Source organism: Halorubrum wangae, from assembly GCF_051194135.1.
In the GTDB taxonomy this organism is placed as follows: domain Archaea; phylum Halobacteriota; class Halobacteria; order Halobacteriales; family Haloferacaceae; genus Halorubrum.
Map to the genome: position 1 here is coordinate 197,363 of NZ_JBLZNH010000002.1, position 15,839 is coordinate 213,201.

Consider the following 15,839-nt stretch of genomic DNA (forward strand, 5'->3'; position numbering starts at 1 on the left):
TTCCGTCCGCTTCGTCGCTCCTCCTCGGAGGTTATTTTAAAAGGACGGCTCGTCGGACCGCCCCATCATCGAGAATCCACCCGCCCGTTCGTGCACGGTGATCCCCCCTTCGCCAATTTCCATCGGGAAAATGTCGGTGTCGATGTCCTGTTTCCGCATCTTTGCCACCCAGACGTACCGGTTGACGCCGGAGTTCGTCGGCGTCTGGATGAAGTAGATGTTGCCGTCCGTGAGGAAGTTCTCCAGTCCGACCTCGGTGTCCGGGAACACGGCGCCCTGCTCGTTGATGAGCAGCGATGTCAACCCGTTCGCCTTGAGGATGTCGGAGAACTTCAGGAGGTACGTCCGCTTCTCCTGTTCGGCGTCGAAGAAGAGCTGAAACATCGACAGCGAGTCGAGCACCAACCGGTCGAAGTTGCCGTCTTCGATGGTGTCGAGCAGCCGGTCGACCGCGGTCGAGAAGTCGGTCTCGCGAAGCATCTCGCGCTTGTCTAAGATGACGATGTCGCCGTCGTCGACGGCGTCGCCGAACCCGTCGAGACCGATCGACTCCGCGGCGTCGCGGATGTCCGCTTCGTCCTCTTCAAACGAGACGTACACGCCGCGCTGGCCGTGCTCCGTGACGCCGTGGTGGAGGTACTGGATCCCAAAGATACTCTTGCCGGTCCCAGGATTCCCCGAGACGAGCACCGTCGACCGCTCCGTGATGCCGCCGGTGAGGATGGAGTCGAGCCCCTCGACCCCGGTAGAGACGAGTTCTGACATTCGTCCCGTTATTGGTGACCGGAGTATATAAAAGACGATCCGACAGGACCGACCGAACCGACGGCGACAGCTTTATTTCTCGACACAACGCTCGTGTCTATATGACCGGCGAAGCGTCCTCCGTCGACTGCGGCGGTGAGCGACGGTGAGCGACCCCTCAGTCCTCATCGTCGAGGACGAACCAGACATCGCCGCGCTGTACGCCGGCTTTCTCGAGCCACGGTACGATGTCCACCTCGCCGAAACCGCCGCGAAGGCCATCGAGCGAGTCGATCAGAGCGTAGATGTTGTGCTTCTCGATCGCCGCCTCCCCGACGGGAGCGGTGACGACGTGCTCGAACACATCCGCGAGGCGGGCTACGGTTGCCGAATTGCGATGGTCACCGCCGTCGAACCCGACTTCGACATCATCGACATGGGGTTCGACCTGTACCTCACCAAGCCCGTCAGCCGCTCGAACCTGCTGACGGCGATCGAGACGCTTCTCACCCGCAGCGAGTACGACGACCTCGTTCAGGAGGCGGCGGCCTTAGCGAGCAAACGCGCGGTGCTCAGTTCGCAGAAGCCCGCCGCTCAGCGCGAAGGGAACGAGGCGTACGTCAACCTCGTCGACCGGCTTGAGTCCCTCGACGCCGACATCGACGACCTCGGCGAGTCGCTGTCTTCGGACGACTACCGTGCGATGTTCCGAGACCTCGGCGAGGCCTGATTCGGCGCCGTCCCCCTCGAACGTCGTCAGTTCCTCAGCGTCGTCTTCTTTGATTGTTCCTCAGCGTCGCCTCCGTCGATTCTCCGCTCGTGCCTCCATTCCCCCGGAGCGCCCGACGAAATTCGATGAAGTGGGGCGCTGAGGGAGACTGGATCGTCCATCGGCCGAGGGAGTGATTCAAGTGACTGTCACCCTAACAGTATCTATGATCGACGTTAGCAAACACCGGGGTTCCCTCCTCGCGGTGACCGCGGGGGCGGCCGCGGTCGCCGGTTCGTACCTCCTCGCGGGGTGGTCGCCGTCCTTCGTCGTTCGACCCGTCGACCAGGCCATCGTCAACGCCACCCCCGGAGCGATCGTGACGTTCATGATCGAAACCGTGGGTGACGCGGGCCACCTGGTCCACATCGCCATGGCGTTTGCGACCGTCGTCGGGCTGTTCGGAGCGATCGCGTTCGCCGGCGTTCGGCTCTCCACGCGCACCGGCCAATCGACGGTCGGCGCCGCGGTCGCCGGCATCGGGTCGTGGTTGCTCGCCGCCGGGCTGACCGGCGAGCCGATTCAGGGGGTGGCCGCGGCGCTCCCCGTGGCGGCGGTCGTCGCCGTCGCCGGGCCCTCGCCATCGTCGACCGGGCGGCGGGTCGACACCGAATCCGCACCCGCGGGAGAATCGCTTGGAACCGTCGACGCGGTTCGCCGTCGCACGCTCGGTGCCGTCGCGGCCGCGGTCGCGTTCGTCGCCGCAGCCGCCATTGGCCGGCGGTCGGTCGCGGAAGACGATGATTCGCTCGCCGACGCGCCTCGGTCCGAGGGCGCGACCGCGCGGGTCGAGGAGGTCGAATCGACCTCGCTGGCGGTCGAGAGCGAGGACCTCCTCGGTATGGTGACCCCGATCGGCGAGTTCTACAACGTCGACATCGCGGAGTTCGACCCGGCGCTCACCGCGAACGAGTGGTCGCTGACGTTCACCGGCGAGGTCGAGACTGAGCGGACCGTCATCTTCGACGAACTGATCGACCGCCCCGTCGAGCACCGCGCGGTGACGCTCCGGTGCGTCGGCGAGCAGTTGAACGGCCGCAAACTTGACAACGCCGTCTGGACCGGCACCCCGATCCGTCCCCTGCTCGAGTCCGTCGACCCGGAAGGCGACTGCAACTGCGCCATGCTGCGCGGTGAGGACGGCTACTACGTCCAGTTCCCGGTTGACGTGCTCGCCGAGGGCTTCCTCGCGTGGGGAATGAACGGAAAGGAGCTCCCCACCGGTCACGGACACCCGGTCCGGGTGCTGATCCCGGGTCACTGGGGTGAGACGAACGTGAAATGGCTCACGGAGATTGAGCTGTTGAACGTCGAGGAAGACGGGTACTGGGAGGAGCGCGGCTGGGAGGGGACCGGCGAGGTGAACATCGTCGCAAAGCTCTGGGACGAGGGCGTCACGACGCTCAGCGACGGCCGGATCGAACTCGCCGGACACGCCTACGCCGGCACGCGCGGGATCGCTCGAGTCGAGGTGTCGACCGACGGCGGGGACTCGTGGACCGACGCGACGCTCTCCGACCCGCTCCCCGACGCGGACGTCTGGCGCCAGTGGCGCCACGTCTTCGACCCCGACGGCACTCACGACGTGGTCGTCCGGGCCGTCGACGGAGAGGGAACTCTCCAGACTCGAACGCCGTCGGACCCCTCGCCGACCGGCTCGTCAGGGTGGGTGCGTCGGACGGTCACCGAGTGACCGAACCGCCTCGCGACCGTCCGTTCACGAGAGCTGATCGCCGATCAGTCGGTCGGCCGCCGCGAGGAACGCGTCGCGCTCGCCGATCGGGATCGTCGCGCCCGCGGCAACGTCGTGGCCCCCGCCGTCGCCGCCGACGGCGCGGCTCGCCTCGCGCATCACTGCCGAGAGATCGAGCCCCTGTCGTACGAGGGCGTGCGACCCGCGCGAGGACACCTTCAGCTCCTCGGCGCTCTCCTCCGCGAACGCGATAACTGGCTTCGAGCGGTCGACTCCCGGCGAGCCGATCGCCATCCCGGCGACGATCCCGACGATCGTCTCGCGTATCCGTGAGCCGGCGTCGAACCACTGCAGATTCTCCTCGGCGGTGACTCCCTCCGTCTTGACCCACTGAAGCCCCTCAGAGAGGTTCTTTCGGTGATTCCGGAGGAGCCGGCGAGCCTCGGCGAGCGCGTCGCCTCGGTCGCCGAGACACACCGCGAGGCCGACGTCTGCGCGCTCGTAGCGGGCAGTGGCGTTGAGCAGCGTGGAGAACTCGCTGACGTCCCGTAGCTCCGTGCCGGGCTCCTCGTCGACGAGCGTGTAGGAGGTGCCGACGAGCGCCTCGATACGGTCGGCGGGGACCCCGGAGGCCACGGCGCGGCGCATCAACGCTGACGCGAGGGTCCGCCGCTCCTCGGCGTCGAGGTCGACCCACCGACGCCACTCCCCGTCGTGCTTCACGTCGATATCCAGATCGGTCAGGAACGCGATCGCTCCCGCCTCGTCGTTCGAGACGCCGGGGATCTTCACGTCGGAGGCGTACTCCAACAGCTTCGGCAGCGGGCGGGTCTGTCTGCCGTACAGGTCGAGGTCGGTGCGCGTCTCGATGACCCCGGCGTCGACGCCGTCGGCGACGATGGCCTCGTTGGCGCCGACGAGCCCGCCGTCGGAGTCCTGCATGTCGCCGACCGCGCCGACGACCGCGAGTGCGGCGAGGTCGCGGTTGTCGCCGTCCGGTCCCTCCAGCGCTCGGGCGAGCACGTAGCTGGCCCCCGCACCCGACAGCTCACTCGCGCCGTTTATCCCCTCCAGCAGCGGGTTGAGGTGAAACTCCGTCTCGTGGTCGGCCGGCTGGTGGTGGTCGGCGATGACCGGCGTGAAATCGCCGGCGGTCTCGTGCTCGGCGATCACGTCGAGTTGTCCGGAGCCGAAGTCGGTGAACAGCACCACGTCGAACCCGCGGGCGGCGATTCCCGCGATCGAGTCGGCGTCGAGCTGTTTCTCGAAGACGACCTCGTGGTCGATCCCGGCACGTGCGAGTGCGGTCGACGCGACCGCGCCGCTCGTCAGACCGTCGGCGTCGATGTGGGACGCAAGCAACACCCGGTCGGCGGCGCGGAGGCGGTCGGCACAGGCGCTCGCGCGTCCGGCGAGGTCCGGCACGGGTGAGTCGGCGACTGCCATTACCTCCCGTTGGCTCGCGATCGGGGATAAACTCACGCTTCGGCGCGGCGCTCGACGATCCGCTCGACCCGCGCGTCCCGGCTCGACCGTCCGATCTCGACGACGTACTCGCCGGGGTCGACCCGCCACCCGGCGTCGCCGTACCGCGCGAAGGCGCGGTCGTCGAGCGCGAACTCGACGGTCCGCTCCTCGTCCGCCGGGACGGCGACGGCGGCGAAGCCAGCGAGCTCGCGGACCGGGCGGTCGACCCCGTCCGCGTCCGGGGGCCGGACGTACGCCTGCACGACCTCGCGACCGTCGCGGTCGGAGACGTTCGCGACGGTGACGGTCGCCCGGTACTCGGCGTCGACCGTCTCCGGCGCCGCCACGACGTTGGCGTCGCGGTACTCGAAGGTCGCGTACGAGCGACCGTGACCGAAGGGGTAGGTCGGATCGGCGCCGCTCGCCCCCTCGACGCGGTCGTCGTCGGCGTCGAACCAGCGGTAGCCGACGAACACCCCCTCCTCGTAGTGGACCTCGCCGTCGACGCCGGGGAAGCGGCGCTCGTCGCCCACCGTCGGGTACGTCTCCTCGGGGGCGAACGTGACCGGCAGCCGACCGCCTGGATCGACGTCGCCGTAACAGACGCTCGCAACGGCGTCGCCGTGCGCCTGTCCGGGGTACCAGTTCGCGAGAATCGCGTCGACGTCGCCGCGCCAGGGCAGTTCGACCGGTCCGCTGGCGTTGACGACGACGACCGTCCGGGCCGCGGCGGCCGCGACCCGCTCGACGAGTTCGTCCTGTCGCCCCGGCAGCCGGAGCGTCTCGCGGTCCATCGCCTCGGTTGCGGCGTCGCGAACAAAGACGACGGCGGCGTCCGCTTCGCTCGCCGCGGCAGCCGCGCCGGCGAGGTCCGGATCGCGCTCGTTACTGCCGTCTCCCTCCTCCCCTCGGAGGAGATCGAACATTGAGACGCCCTCGACGGGGGGGAGCCCGTACGCGACGGACACGTCGCCCGCGGCGCGGGACTCGATCCCCTCGATCGGGGTCGCGGAGACGACCGGCGTCGTCTCCGAGGACCCGCCGCCCCCGAGGACCGCCTCGTCGACGTTCGGGCCGATCACGGCGACGTCGTCGCGATCGCCGAGCGGAAGTGCCCCGTCGTCGTTCTTCAGGAGCACGGTCCCTCGGGCGGCGACTTTCCGGGCGTGCTCCCGGTGTTCGGGCGTGTTAACGGCACCGTCCGTGCGATCGTCCCCCTCGCTCAGGAGGCCGACATCGTCCATCGAGCGGAGGACTCGCGTCACCATGTCGTCGAGGCGAGACTCGGGAACCGCCCCGTCTCGAACGGCGTCGGCGAGCGTCTCGGCGAAGCGCTCGCAGCTCTCCGGGTCGGGCATGCCGCGGGCGATCTCCTCGGGGAGGTCGTCGAACTCCCCCTCGTCGCCGTCGTTTCCATCGCTCCCCCCGGCGCCGGACCCGCCGTCGTCTTCCTCGTCGCCGCCCGCCATCGCGCCGTGGAGTTCCTCTGGCGCGGCGCCCGGCATCTCCACGTCGAGGCCCGCGTTGGCCGCGGCGGCCGCGCCTTCGGTCCCGTACCAGTCGGAGACGACGAACTCGTCGAACCCCCACTCGCCTTTCAGCACCCCGCCCACGAGTTCGCGGTGGTCGCTCATTCGGACCCCGTTGACAGCGTTGTAGGCGGTCATCACCGACCCGGCGCCCGCCTCGACGGCGTCGCGGAACGACGGGAGGTACATCTCCCGAAGCGTGCGCTCGTCGACCGCGGCGCTGACCGACGCGCGGTGCGTCTCCTGACCGTTCGCGACGTAGTGTTTCGGGGTCGCGATAACATCGGCCGACTGGATCCCTGCAACCAGCCGAGCGCCCATCGCCGCCGAGAGGACCGGGTCCTCGGAGAGATACTCGAAGTTCCGGCCGTTCTGCGGAACGCGGATCAGGTTGACGCCCGGCGCGAGCAGCGCGTCCTGTCCCGCGCCGCGCGTCTCGCGGCCGAGCGCCGCGCCGTGCTCGCGCGCTAGGTCTGGGTCGAACGTCGCCGCGAGCGCTAGCGGCGCGGGGAACGCGGTTGCCGAATCGTCCGGAACCCGAACGCCGAGCGGTCCGTCGACCAGCCGCAGCGGTGGGATTCCGAGGCGCTCGACGCCTGGGATGAATCCGGTTGCGCGGCCCGACGGATCGACGGACCCGTGGACGAGTCGAACCTTTTCGGCGAGCGTGAGGTCGGCGACGAGGTCGGCCGGCGTGGTGTCTCCCGTCATACCCGACCCCTCGCGAGGCGGCGGGAAACCGTTTCGGGAGAGCCCGCGTCATCTCGGGTTTCGCCCAGAGGCCCCGTTGCCGGACGCCGTCCGTCCCGCGCAGACCGAGGCATCACTTGCCGTAACTGACGGTTATAGATGTCTTGAGATATATGCACTACACACATGACACGTGGGTTCAACACCCGGAGTCTCCACGCCGGCGCCGAGGCCGACCCGGCGACCGGGTCGCGAGCGACCCCTATCTACCAGACGACCTCCTTCGTCTTCGACGACGCGGACACGGCGGCGGAACTGTACGCGCTCCGGGCGGAGGGGCACATCTACTCCCGTCTCTCTAACCCGACTGTGGACGTCTTAGAGGACCGCCTCGCCGACCTGTCGGGCGGGTCGGGCGCGGTCGCGACCGGTTCGGGAATGGCCGCCTTCGACGCGATAACGACGGTGCTCGCCAGCGCGGGCGACAACATCGTCGCGAGTTCCGAGATGTACGGCGGCACGGCGTCGTACCTCACCACCATTGCGGACCGTCGCGGAGTCGAGGCCAGACTCGTCGACACCCTCGATTACGAGGCGTACGAGGAGGCTATCGACGGGGACACCGCGTTCGTTCACGTGGAGACGCTCGCGAATCCGTCGCTCGTCACCCCCGACTTCGAGCGGCTCGCCGACGTCGCCCACGACCACGCGGTCCCGCTCGTCGTCGACAACACGTTCGCGACACCCTTCCTCTGCCGACCGTTCGAGCACGGCGCCGACATCGTCTGGGAGTCGACGACGAAGTGGATCACCGGCAACGGGACGACCGTCGGCGGTATCGTCGTCGACGGCGGGCAGTTCCCGTGGGATCACCCGGACGCCGACTACGACGAACTCGACGGGCAGTCCCCCGCCTACCCGATCGACTTCGTCGAGCAGTTCGGCGACGCCGCCTTCGCGAACGTCGCCCGTCAGCGCGGGGTGCGGCCGATCGGCGGTCAGCAGTCCCCGTTCGACGCGTGGCAGACGATTCAGGGGCTCAACACGCTCCCCCTTCGGATGGAGCGACATTGCGAGAACGCTCGGGCCGTCGCCGAGTTCCTCCGTGACGACGACCGGGTCGACTGGGTCACGTACCCCGGCTTCGAGGATCATCCGAGCCACGACAACGCCGCCGCGTACCTCGACGACTTCGGCGGGATGGTCACGTTCGGCGTCGACGGCGGCTACGAGGCCGCCAAGTCGCTGTGCGAGTCCGTCGAACTGACGAGCTTCCTCGCCAACATCGGCGATGCGAAGACGCTTATTATCCATCCCGCCTCTACTACGCACGCACAGATGGACGAGACCCAACAGCGGCTCGCCGGGGTGTTCCCCGATATGCTGCGGCTCTCCGTCGGGATTGAAGACTCCGACGACGTGATAGCCGACCTCGACCGTGGACTCGCAGCGGGCGAACGCGCCACCGGAGGGACGGACGAATGAGCGGCACGCCCGCGGACGAGGGGGTCGCCTCACTCGGCGAGTTCACCTTCGAGTGCGGCCAGTCGGTCCCCGACCTCGAGGTCGCCTACGAGACGCACGGCGAGTTCGACGGCGACAACGTCGTGTTGGTCTGCCACGCGCTCACGGGAAGCCAGAACGTCGCGCGCTCGCCGTCGCCGGACCGGGACGCCGGACAGGCCGGACAGGCTCGCGCGTGGTGGGACGACATCGTCGGCCCGGGCAAAGCGATCGACACGACGGAGTACTTCGTCGTTTGCGCGAACGTCCCCGGCTCCTGTTACGGCACGACCGGCCCGACGAGCGAGCGCCCTGCGGACCTCGACCTCCCCAACGAGCCCGACCACGACCGGTGGGGGACCGCCTTCCCGCCGGTGCAGGTCGAGGACTGGACGCGCGCCCAGCGGCGCCTGCTCGACCACCTCGGTGTGGGGCGACTGCGCGCCGTCGTCGGCGGCAGCGTCGGGGGCATGAACGTCCTGGAGTGGGCGAAGCGGTACCCGGACGACGTCGACCGGATCGTCGCCATCGCGACCGCCGGCCGGCTCGACGCGCAGTGTCTCGCCCTCGATGCGGTCGCCCGCCGCGCCATCCGCGCGGACGCCAACTGGAACGGCGGCCACTACTACGGCGAGGACCGTCCCTCGCCCGACGAAGGACTCGCGCTGGCTCGTCAGATCGGCCACATCATGTACCTCTCGAAGGCTTCGATGGAACGGAAGTTCGGTCGCCGGTCCGCGGGTCGCGACTCGCTCACCCGCGAGGAGGGAGACCTCGGGCTGCCGCCGGAGCCGACGGCGGCGTTCTTCCCGTACCGGGAGGTGGAGTCGTACCTCGACTACCAGGCCGAGGGGTTCAGCGAGCGCTTCGACGCCAACAGCTACCTCTACCTCACGCGCGCCATGGACGAGTACGACCTCGCCGCCGGCCACGGCACCGACGCGGACGCACTGGCAGCGTTCGAGGGTGAGGCGCTGCTGATGAGCTTCACCGCCGACTGGCACTTCACCGTCGAACAGTCGACGTCGCTCGCGACCGCGTTCCGTGACCGCGACGTCCCCGTCGCTCACCACGTAATCGACTCTGACCACGGCCACGACGCGTTCCTCGTCGAGCCCGAACACGTCGGGCCGCCGCTCCGAGACTTCCTCGCGGAGGGCGTCTCCGGTCGGGCGGTCTCCGACGACGGTAGCGAAGACGAGGAGTCCGCGCGCCCGGACTCGGACCACGCCCCGGTGCACGCGAGCCTCTTCCGCGGCTAGCGCTGTTTTATACGAACTCGTTGAGGAATGCGCCATTAAACCGACGCACTGTGACGGTTTCGCGCTCAGTGCGTCGCCGGACAGTCATGATCAACCATGACAACGTTCATAATTCTCGACTCCGTGGTATGGAAGGTATGCCAGGTGGACACGCGCAGACGCTTAATCCGTTCCTGTGGCGCGCGAAACGACTGTACCCCGACACGGAGATCGTTTCCCGGACGCACGAGGGACTGACGCGGCACACCTACGCCGAGTACGGCGAACGCACTGCTCAACTCGCGAACGCGCTCGAGGCGCACGGGATCGAGCGCGGCGACCGGGTGGCGACGTTCTGCTGGAACCACACCCGTCACTTCGAGACGTACTTCGGCGTCCCGAACATCGGCGCGCAGCTCCACACGATCAACCCGCTGCTCCCCGACGAGCACATCCGGTACATCGTCGACGACGCCGAAGATGCGATCGTCTTCGTCGACCCATCGCTCGCCGGGAAGCTCGCCGCTGCGGCCGAGGACGCCGAGGAGTTTGCCGACGTCGACTTCGTCGTGATGGGATCGACGGAGATCGACGAGCTCGACGCGACGCCGTACGAGGAGTTCATCGCGGGGCACCCGGCCGAGTACGACTGGCCCGACCTTGACGGCGACCAGCCGGCTGGCCTCTGTTACACGTCGGGCACGACAGGGAAGCCGAAGGGCGTCGAGTACACGCAGTCGATGCTGTGGAGCCACACGATGGCCACCCAGACGCCGCAGGGAATCCCGATGGAGGACTCCGACGTGGTGATGCCGGTTGTGCCCATGTTCCACGTCAACGCGTGGGGGATGCCGTTCACCGCGACCGCGGCGGGCGCGAAACACGTCTACCCCGGACCGTCGCCGGATCCGGCGGACCTCGCGGCGCTGATCGAGGAGGAGGGCGTGACCATCTCCGCGGGGGTTCCGACGGTATGGCTCGGTCTCCGAGAGTACATCGCCGAGGGGAACGACGTCGACCTCTCGACGCTCGACACCGTGATCGTCGGCGGCTCGGCCGCCCCGCAGTCGCTGATCGAGTGGTACGACGACCAGGGGGTCGAGATGCTCCACGCGTGGGGGATGACCGAGCTGTCGCCGATCGGAACCGTCTCTCACCTCACCAACGACCTCCGCGACGCCGACTACGAGACGCAGGTCGACAAGCGGGCGAAGCAGGGGCTCGTCGTCCCCGGACTGGAGTTCAAAGTGATCGACGAGGACGGCGAGGAGATACCCTGGGACGGCGAGGCGTTCGGCGAGCTCCGAATTCGCGGGCCGTGGGTCACCAAGGAGTATTTCGCCCGGCCCGATGCCAGCGAGGAGGAGTTCGTCGACGGGTGGCTGAAGACCGGCGACGTGGTCACCGTCGACGAGGACGGGTACCTCCAACTCGTCGACCGAACGAAAGACGTGATCAAGTCGGGCGGCGAGTGGATCTCCAGCGTCGAGTTGGAGAACGCGATCATGGCGTACGACGGCGTGAGTGAGGCCACCGTTATCGGCGTGCCTCACGAGCGCTGGCAGGAGCGCCCGGTCGCGTTCGTCGTCGCGGCCGACGGCGTCGACCGCGAGGCGCTCGTCGACGACATCGAGACCGGACTCCGCGAGGAGTACCCGAAGTGGTGGGTGCCGGACGCGGTGGAGTTCATCGACGAGGTACCCAAGACCGCGACCGGGAAGTTCTCGAAGAAGGACCTTCGCGAGCGGTACGCCGACCAGTCGCTCGTCGAGGGATCGGTGCCCGAGGGAGACGCACCCGAGCAGGAGTAGGGCCGGACCGGGCGCAGTTGCCGACGGTTACTCGTCGCGGTCGCCGACGATCCACTTGTGCGTGTAGCTCTCGCCACACGTGCAGTGTGCGTACGCGTGGACCACGTCGCCCTCGGCGTAGAGCCCGCCGACCTCTTCGTTCTGCGCCTCCGCGAACGCGAAGACGAACCGGACGTCGTGGTCGTCGTCGGGGGTGTCCTCGGCGAACGGGCACTCTCCGTCGTCGAGCGACCGGGCGATAGTCCCTTCGGCGCCCATCGCCGTCTTGGCGAACTCCATCGCACCCATTCCCGTGCCCGCTTCGAACGCGGACCGGCCGGTCTCGCCGTCGAGGATAAGTCGCACGCCGTCGTCCGTCTCGGTGCCGACGTTCCGAAGCCGGGAGTCGTCGTCCAGGTACGCGTCGCTCAGGTAGAAGACCACGTCGTCGAGCCGCTCGCCGGCGAGGAACTCGTCGAGTTTGCTCATGCCGGTCGGACGCGCGTGAACGGTAAAAGGCGTGCGAGTCGCGATCCGCCTCTCCGATGGAAAATCGTGTAGATCCGGGGTAACTGTTAAGACGTATCACTGAGATCCGTCCCCTCATGAGCGCGCAAACATCATCCGGAAACCGGCTCGTTGAGTGGGCGGAGCTGGTCGACGAGGACGTTCCGAAAGAGCTCCGAGAGGAGCGGTCCACCGAGCGATAACTTTCACCCCGCTTCGCGAAGCCTTTAGGCCGACGGCGGCGTAGGCCCGCCGATGGCGACCGAGGCCGCCGGTATCGACCAACCCCTGCTCGTCGACGACTTCCTCCAGCGCCGCCGCTACCAGCTCCAACTCGCGGAGTCCGCGGCCGCCGACCACACCCTCGTCTGCCTCCCGACCGGCCTCGGGAAGACGACAGTCAGCCTGCTCGTCACCGCCAAGCGCCTCCACGAAGTCGGTGGGAAGGCCCTCTTTCTGGCTCCCACCAAGCCCCTCGTCCAGCAGCACGCCGACTTCTACCGCGAGGCGCTCTCGATTCCCGACGACGAGATCGTCGTCTTCACCGGTGACGTGAAGCCGGACGACCGCGCTGCGCTCTGGAACGACGCCCGGATCGTGATCGCGACCCCGCAGGTCGTCGAGAACGACCTTGTCGGGAACCGGATCTCGCTCCGCGACGTGACCCACTGCACCTTCGACGAGTGTCACCGCGCGACCGGCGACTACGCGTACGTTTACATCGCGAAGCGGTACCACGCCGACGCCGCCGACCCCCTGGTCACCGGGATGTCGGCCTCGCCGGGTGGCGACACCGAGGAGATAGAGACGGTCTGCGAGAACCTCGGGCTCCGCAACGTCGAGGTGATGACCGAGGCGGACGCCGACGTCGACGAGTACACGCACGACACCGAGGTCCAGTGGGAGCAGGTGACGCTCCCGGACGAAGTCCTCGACATCCGCGACGCGCTCAACGAGGTGATCACCGACCGACTGGAGAAGCTGAAGCAGTTGGGCGTGACGAACACGACGAACCCGGACCTCTCGCAGAAGGACCTCAACAAGATGCGCGGACAGCTGAAACAGATGATGGACAACGACCAGTCGGACGGGTACAAGGGAATGAGCACCCACGCCGAGGTGATGAAGCTCCGGCGCGCGACCGAACTGGTCGAGACGCAGTCGGTCGAGTCCGTCCGGCGCTACTTCGAGCGCCAACGCGAGGCCGCCCGCTCCTCGGGGGCATCGAAGGCGAGCCAACGGATGATCGCGGACCCCAAGGTGCGCGAGGCGATGCGGAAGGCCGAAGCGTTCGACGGCCTCCATCCGAAGTTCTCGAAGGCTCGCATCCTGCTCGCGGAGACGCTCGGGATCAACGAGGGCGAGCGGGCAATTCTGTTCACCGAGTCCCGAGACACCGCGGAGGCACTCGTGGAGTTCCTCTCCGCGAGTTTCGACGTCCGGAAGTTCGTCGGACAGGGCGACAAGGAGGGCTCCGACGGGATGAGCCAGAAACAGCAGCAGGAGACGCTACAAGAGTTTAAGGACGGCAAGTTCGAGGTGCTCGTCTCCACGTCCGTCGCCGAGGAGGGGCTGGACGTCCCCGAGGTCGACCTCGTCTGCTTCTACGAGCCCGTCCCGACCGCCATCCGCTCGATCCAACGCAAGGGCCGGACCGGCCGGCAGGCGGAGGGGAAGGTGGTGGTCCTGATGGCCGAAGACACCCGCGACGAGGCGTTCTTCTGGATCTCGCGGCGGCGCGAGAAGAAGATGACAAACCAGCTCGCCGAGCTGAAGGCCGCGACCGGTGACATCGAGGAGACCGTCGGCGACGACGGACAGGCCGGCCTCGACGCGTTCGCCGGGGGATCAGACGGCGACTCGGACGACGGGAGTAGCGAGAGCGTGACCGCCACCGACGGCCTCGACGAAGCCACCGACGCCGACGACGCTGGACTCACCGATTTCGCCGCGGAGTCACGCGCGAACGACGGGGACGACGCCGATGCAGCCGACGCGGACGAGTCCACCGACGAGGATGAGAAATCCGACGGCATCGTCGCGACCGCAGGCGTCGAGGACGGCGTCGAGATTGTGATCGACCAGCGGGAACTCGACTCCTCGATCGCGAAGGATCTCTCGACGCGCGACGGACTCGTCACTCGGTTGGAGACGCTCGCCGTCGGCGACTACGTGCTCTCCGACCGGGTCGCCGTCGAGCGCAAGTCGGCGGCGGACTTCGTCGACTCGATGCTCGACGCCGATCGGTCCATGTTCGAGCAGGTCGGCGAGCTCTCGCGGGCGTACGCCCGCCCCGTGATGATCGTCGAGGGAACGAACCTCTACGGCCAGCGCGACATCGCCCCCAATGCGATCCGCGGCGCGCTCGCGTCGCTGGCAATCGATTTCGACCTGAGTGTCCTCCGCACCGAAGACGAGGCCGACACCACGGAACTGCTCGCAACGATCGCCAAACGGGAGCAGGAGACGCGTGACCGCGAGGTGAGCGTCCACGGTGAGAAGACGACGAAGACCCGCGCGGAACAGCAGGAGTACGTCGTCTCTTCCATCGCCGACATCGGCCCCGTCACGGCCCGGACGCTCCTCGAACACTTCGGCAGCGTCGAGGCCGTGATGACCGCGCCCGAGGACGACCTACTGGAGGTCGAGGGCGTCGGTCCGGTGACCGCGGAACGCATCCGCGAGGTTGTCGGGAGCGAGTACGAGTAACCACGCCGACGCCGGCGCCGGCGCCAAAGCGCGAGCGTCGATCGGTCGCGACCGCCGCTCAGTCGAACCCGCTCACCAGCGTCACAACCCACTGGCCGAGGTCGTACTCCGCCCGGACCTCCACGCGCGTCACCCACTTCACCCACTGGAACCCTCGACGGTCGCGAGCGACGAGCCGGGCGGGAGCGCCGTGACCGTGACTCAGCCGCTCGCCGCCGACGTGCGTCGCGAGCAGGGCGTCTTCGGCCTCCGCCAGCGGCAGGCTCCACCGGTACCCCGTGACCGACGTGAACCGGACGTAGGCGGGCTCTCGGCTCGCGTCCTCGGCTGCGGTCCCCCCGGCCGCCTCCAGGAGGTCGCCGACGCGAATCCCCTGCCAGTCTTGTACCGTGTACCACCCGCTGGTGCAGTCGAGCAGGGCTTCGGTCTCGTGGCCGGCCGCGACCTCGTCGGCGGACAGTTCGACCGGGTCGCTCACGAGCCCGTCGACCCGTAGTCGGTACTCCTCTCGATCGATCGGGTCGGGGTCGTCGGCGACCCACGAGGTGATCGGGAACGCTCCGTTTCCGGCGCCTTCGCGCGGCTGCGACCCGGTGAATCGCCGGTCGGCACCGGCGGTGTCGAGCAGGTCGTTGACATCCTGTTGGAGCCGATACGTCGCGGCGCCAGCGGCCAGCAGCACGGTGTAGCGAACGGCGGTCCGGCGGCGCTCGAAGTCGACCCGCCGCGGGAGCCTGAACCGGGTCGCGGCGTGCGCTCCCACGAGCGGGAGGAGGGCCAGTCCGAAGCCGACGTGGACCGAGAGGAGCGTCCAGTAGGATATCCGCACGTCGAGTCCGAACACCCAGACGACGCCGGTCGAGAGCGTGCCGAGGACGGCGACGAGCGTCAGGACCGACAGCGCGGTCGACCGTCGCCACTGGCCCGGGTCAGTGAGCCGGCGCCGGACGCGCGCGAGCTTCCACGCCAGCAGCGCGACGATACCCATCCCGAGCGCGCGATGGAGCCAAAAGAGGGGCCACCCCTCTGGAACGCCCACCGTGAACGAGACGAGGCCGGTGACGACTTCCATGGTTACGAACGCGAACAGCGACCAGTCGACCGCGCGCGGCGGTGGCTCCAGGCGCTCGACCGCGGCGCGGATCGTCCCGGCGACTCTCGACTCCGTTCCCATTCCGATCGTGCTACGTGCTACCG

At 68.2% G+C, this 15,839-nt stretch carries 11 protein-coding genes; 6 read left to right on the forward strand and 5 right to left on the reverse strand.

Translation table 11 applies throughout. The features are described 5' to 3' along the window. Positions 1-36 precede the first annotated feature (36 nt). Positions 37-765: an RAD55 family ATPase gene (locus tag ACNS84_RS06180; protein ID WP_435073976.1), complete on the reverse strand. Its 729-nt coding sequence runs from the start codon at positions 763-765 to the stop codon at positions 37-39. Positions 766-910: 145 nt separating this feature from the next. Here ACNS84_RS06180 and ACNS84_RS06185 point away from each other — a divergent pair, with 145 nt between their 5' ends. Beyond that, the gene (locus ACNS84_RS06185) at positions 911-1,474 is read left to right on the forward strand and encodes a HalX domain-containing protein (RefSeq protein WP_435073977.1); all 564 of its coding nucleotides are present in this window, start codon (positions 911-913) and stop codon (positions 1,472-1,474) included. Positions 1,475-1,679: 205 nt separating this feature from the next. Continuing rightward, positions 1,680-3,206: a molybdopterin-dependent oxidoreductase gene (locus ACNS84_RS06190; RefSeq protein WP_435073978.1), complete on the forward strand. Its 1,527-nt coding sequence runs from the start codon at positions 1,680-1,682 to the stop codon at positions 3,204-3,206. A 24-nt stretch (positions 3,207-3,230) separates the two neighbouring features. Here the strand turns inward: ACNS84_RS06190 and recJ are convergent, their stop codons facing one another. Together recJ and ACNS84_RS06200 are read right to left on the reverse strand one after the other, a co-directional pair. Continuing rightward, positions 3,231-4,652, reverse strand: a complete 1,422-nt coding sequence (gene recJ, locus ACNS84_RS06195; RefSeq protein WP_435073979.1) for a RecJ family nuclease — start codon at positions 4,650-4,652, stop codon at positions 3,231-3,233. A 32-nt stretch (positions 4,653-4,684) separates the two neighbouring features. Continuing rightward, positions 4,685-6,913: a beta-glucosidase gene (locus ACNS84_RS06200; RefSeq protein WP_435073980.1), complete on the reverse strand. Its 2,229-nt coding sequence runs from the start codon at positions 6,911-6,913 to the stop codon at positions 4,685-4,687. 165 nt (positions 6,914-7,078) lie between these two features. On the opposite strand from ACNS84_RS06200, the gene ACNS84_RS06205 reads away from it, so the two are divergent. The 3 genes from ACNS84_RS06205 (at position 7,079) to ACNS84_RS06215 (ending at position 11,447) form a co-directional block, all read left to right on the forward strand. Further along, entirely contained in the window at positions 7,079-8,377 is a 1,299-nt protein-coding gene (locus ACNS84_RS06205) for an O-acetylhomoserine aminocarboxypropyltransferase/cysteine synthase family protein (RefSeq protein ID WP_435073981.1), read from the forward strand. Beyond that, positions 8,374-9,657 carry a homoserine O-acetyltransferase MetX gene (gene metX / locus ACNS84_RS06210; RefSeq protein ID WP_435073982.1) on the forward strand — a complete coding sequence of 428 codons (1,284 nt, stop codon included), beginning with the start codon at positions 8,374-8,376 and terminating at the stop codon, positions 9,655-9,657. Before ACNS84_RS06205 ends, metX begins: the two co-directional genes overlap by 4 nt. Before the next feature lie 137 nt (positions 9,658-9,794). Beyond that, a complete protein-coding gene (locus ACNS84_RS06215; RefSeq protein ID WP_435073983.1) occupies positions 9,795-11,447 on the forward strand; it encodes a long-chain fatty acid--CoA ligase in 1,653 nt (550 codons plus the stop codon). 27 nt (positions 11,448-11,474) lie between these two features. Here the strand turns inward: ACNS84_RS06215 and ACNS84_RS06220 are convergent, their stop codons facing one another. Next, complete coding sequence (locus ACNS84_RS06220; RefSeq protein WP_435073984.1) at positions 11,475-11,915, reverse strand: DUF5807 family protein; 441 nt, start codon at positions 11,913-11,915, stop codon at positions 11,475-11,477. 273 nt (positions 11,916-12,188) lie between these two features. On the opposite strand from ACNS84_RS06220, the gene ACNS84_RS06225 reads away from it, so the two are divergent. Continuing rightward, positions 12,189-14,642 (forward strand): DEAD/DEAH box helicase, encoded by a 2,454-nt coding sequence (locus tag ACNS84_RS06225; protein WP_435073985.1) that lies wholly within the window; start codon positions 12,189-12,191, stop codon positions 14,640-14,642. A 58-nt stretch (positions 14,643-14,700) separates the two neighbouring features. On the opposite strand, the gene ACNS84_RS06230 is transcribed toward ACNS84_RS06225, so the two are convergent. Next, positions 14,701-15,816, reverse strand: a complete 1,116-nt coding sequence (locus tag ACNS84_RS06230) for a molybdopterin-dependent oxidoreductase (RefSeq protein WP_435073986.1) — start codon at positions 15,814-15,816, stop codon at positions 14,701-14,703. Between the last annotated feature and the right edge of the window lie 23 nt (positions 15,817-15,839).

Bases quoted from the DNA above. Each gene is read 5' to 3' on its own strand.
- ACNS84_RS06180 (WP_435073976.1), bottom strand. From the start codon at position 765: ATGTCAGAACTCGTCTCTACCGGGGTCGAGGGGCTCGACTCCATCCTC.
- ACNS84_RS06190 (WP_435073978.1), top strand. From the start codon at position 1,680: ATGATCGACGTTAGCAAACACCGGGGTTCCCTCCTCGCGGTGACCGCG.
- recJ (WP_435073979.1), bottom strand. From the start codon at position 4,652: ATGGCAGTCGCCGACTCACCCGTGCCGGACCTCGCCGGACGCGCGAGC.
- ACNS84_RS06200 (WP_435073980.1), bottom strand. From the start codon at position 6,913: ATGACGGGAGACACCACGCCGGCCGACCTCGTCGCCGACCTCACGCTC.
- ACNS84_RS06205 (WP_435073981.1), top strand. From the start codon at position 7,079: ATGACACGTGGGTTCAACACCCGGAGTCTCCACGCCGGCGCCGAGGCC.
- metX (WP_435073982.1), top strand. From the start codon at position 8,374: ATGAGCGGCACGCCCGCGGACGAGGGGGTCGCCTCACTCGGCGAGTTC.
- ACNS84_RS06215 (WP_435073983.1), top strand. From the start codon at position 9,795: ATGCCAGGTGGACACGCGCAGACGCTTAATCCGTTCCTGTGGCGCGCG.
- ACNS84_RS06220 (WP_435073984.1), bottom strand. From the start codon at position 11,915: ATGAGCAAACTCGACGAGTTCCTCGCCGGCGAGCGGCTCGACGACGTG.
- ACNS84_RS06225 (WP_435073985.1), top strand. From the start codon at position 12,189: ATGGCGACCGAGGCCGCCGGTATCGACCAACCCCTGCTCGTCGACGAC.
- ACNS84_RS06230 (WP_435073986.1), bottom strand. From the start codon at position 15,816: ATGGGAACGGAGTCGAGAGTCGCCGGGACGATCCGCGCCGCGGTCGAG.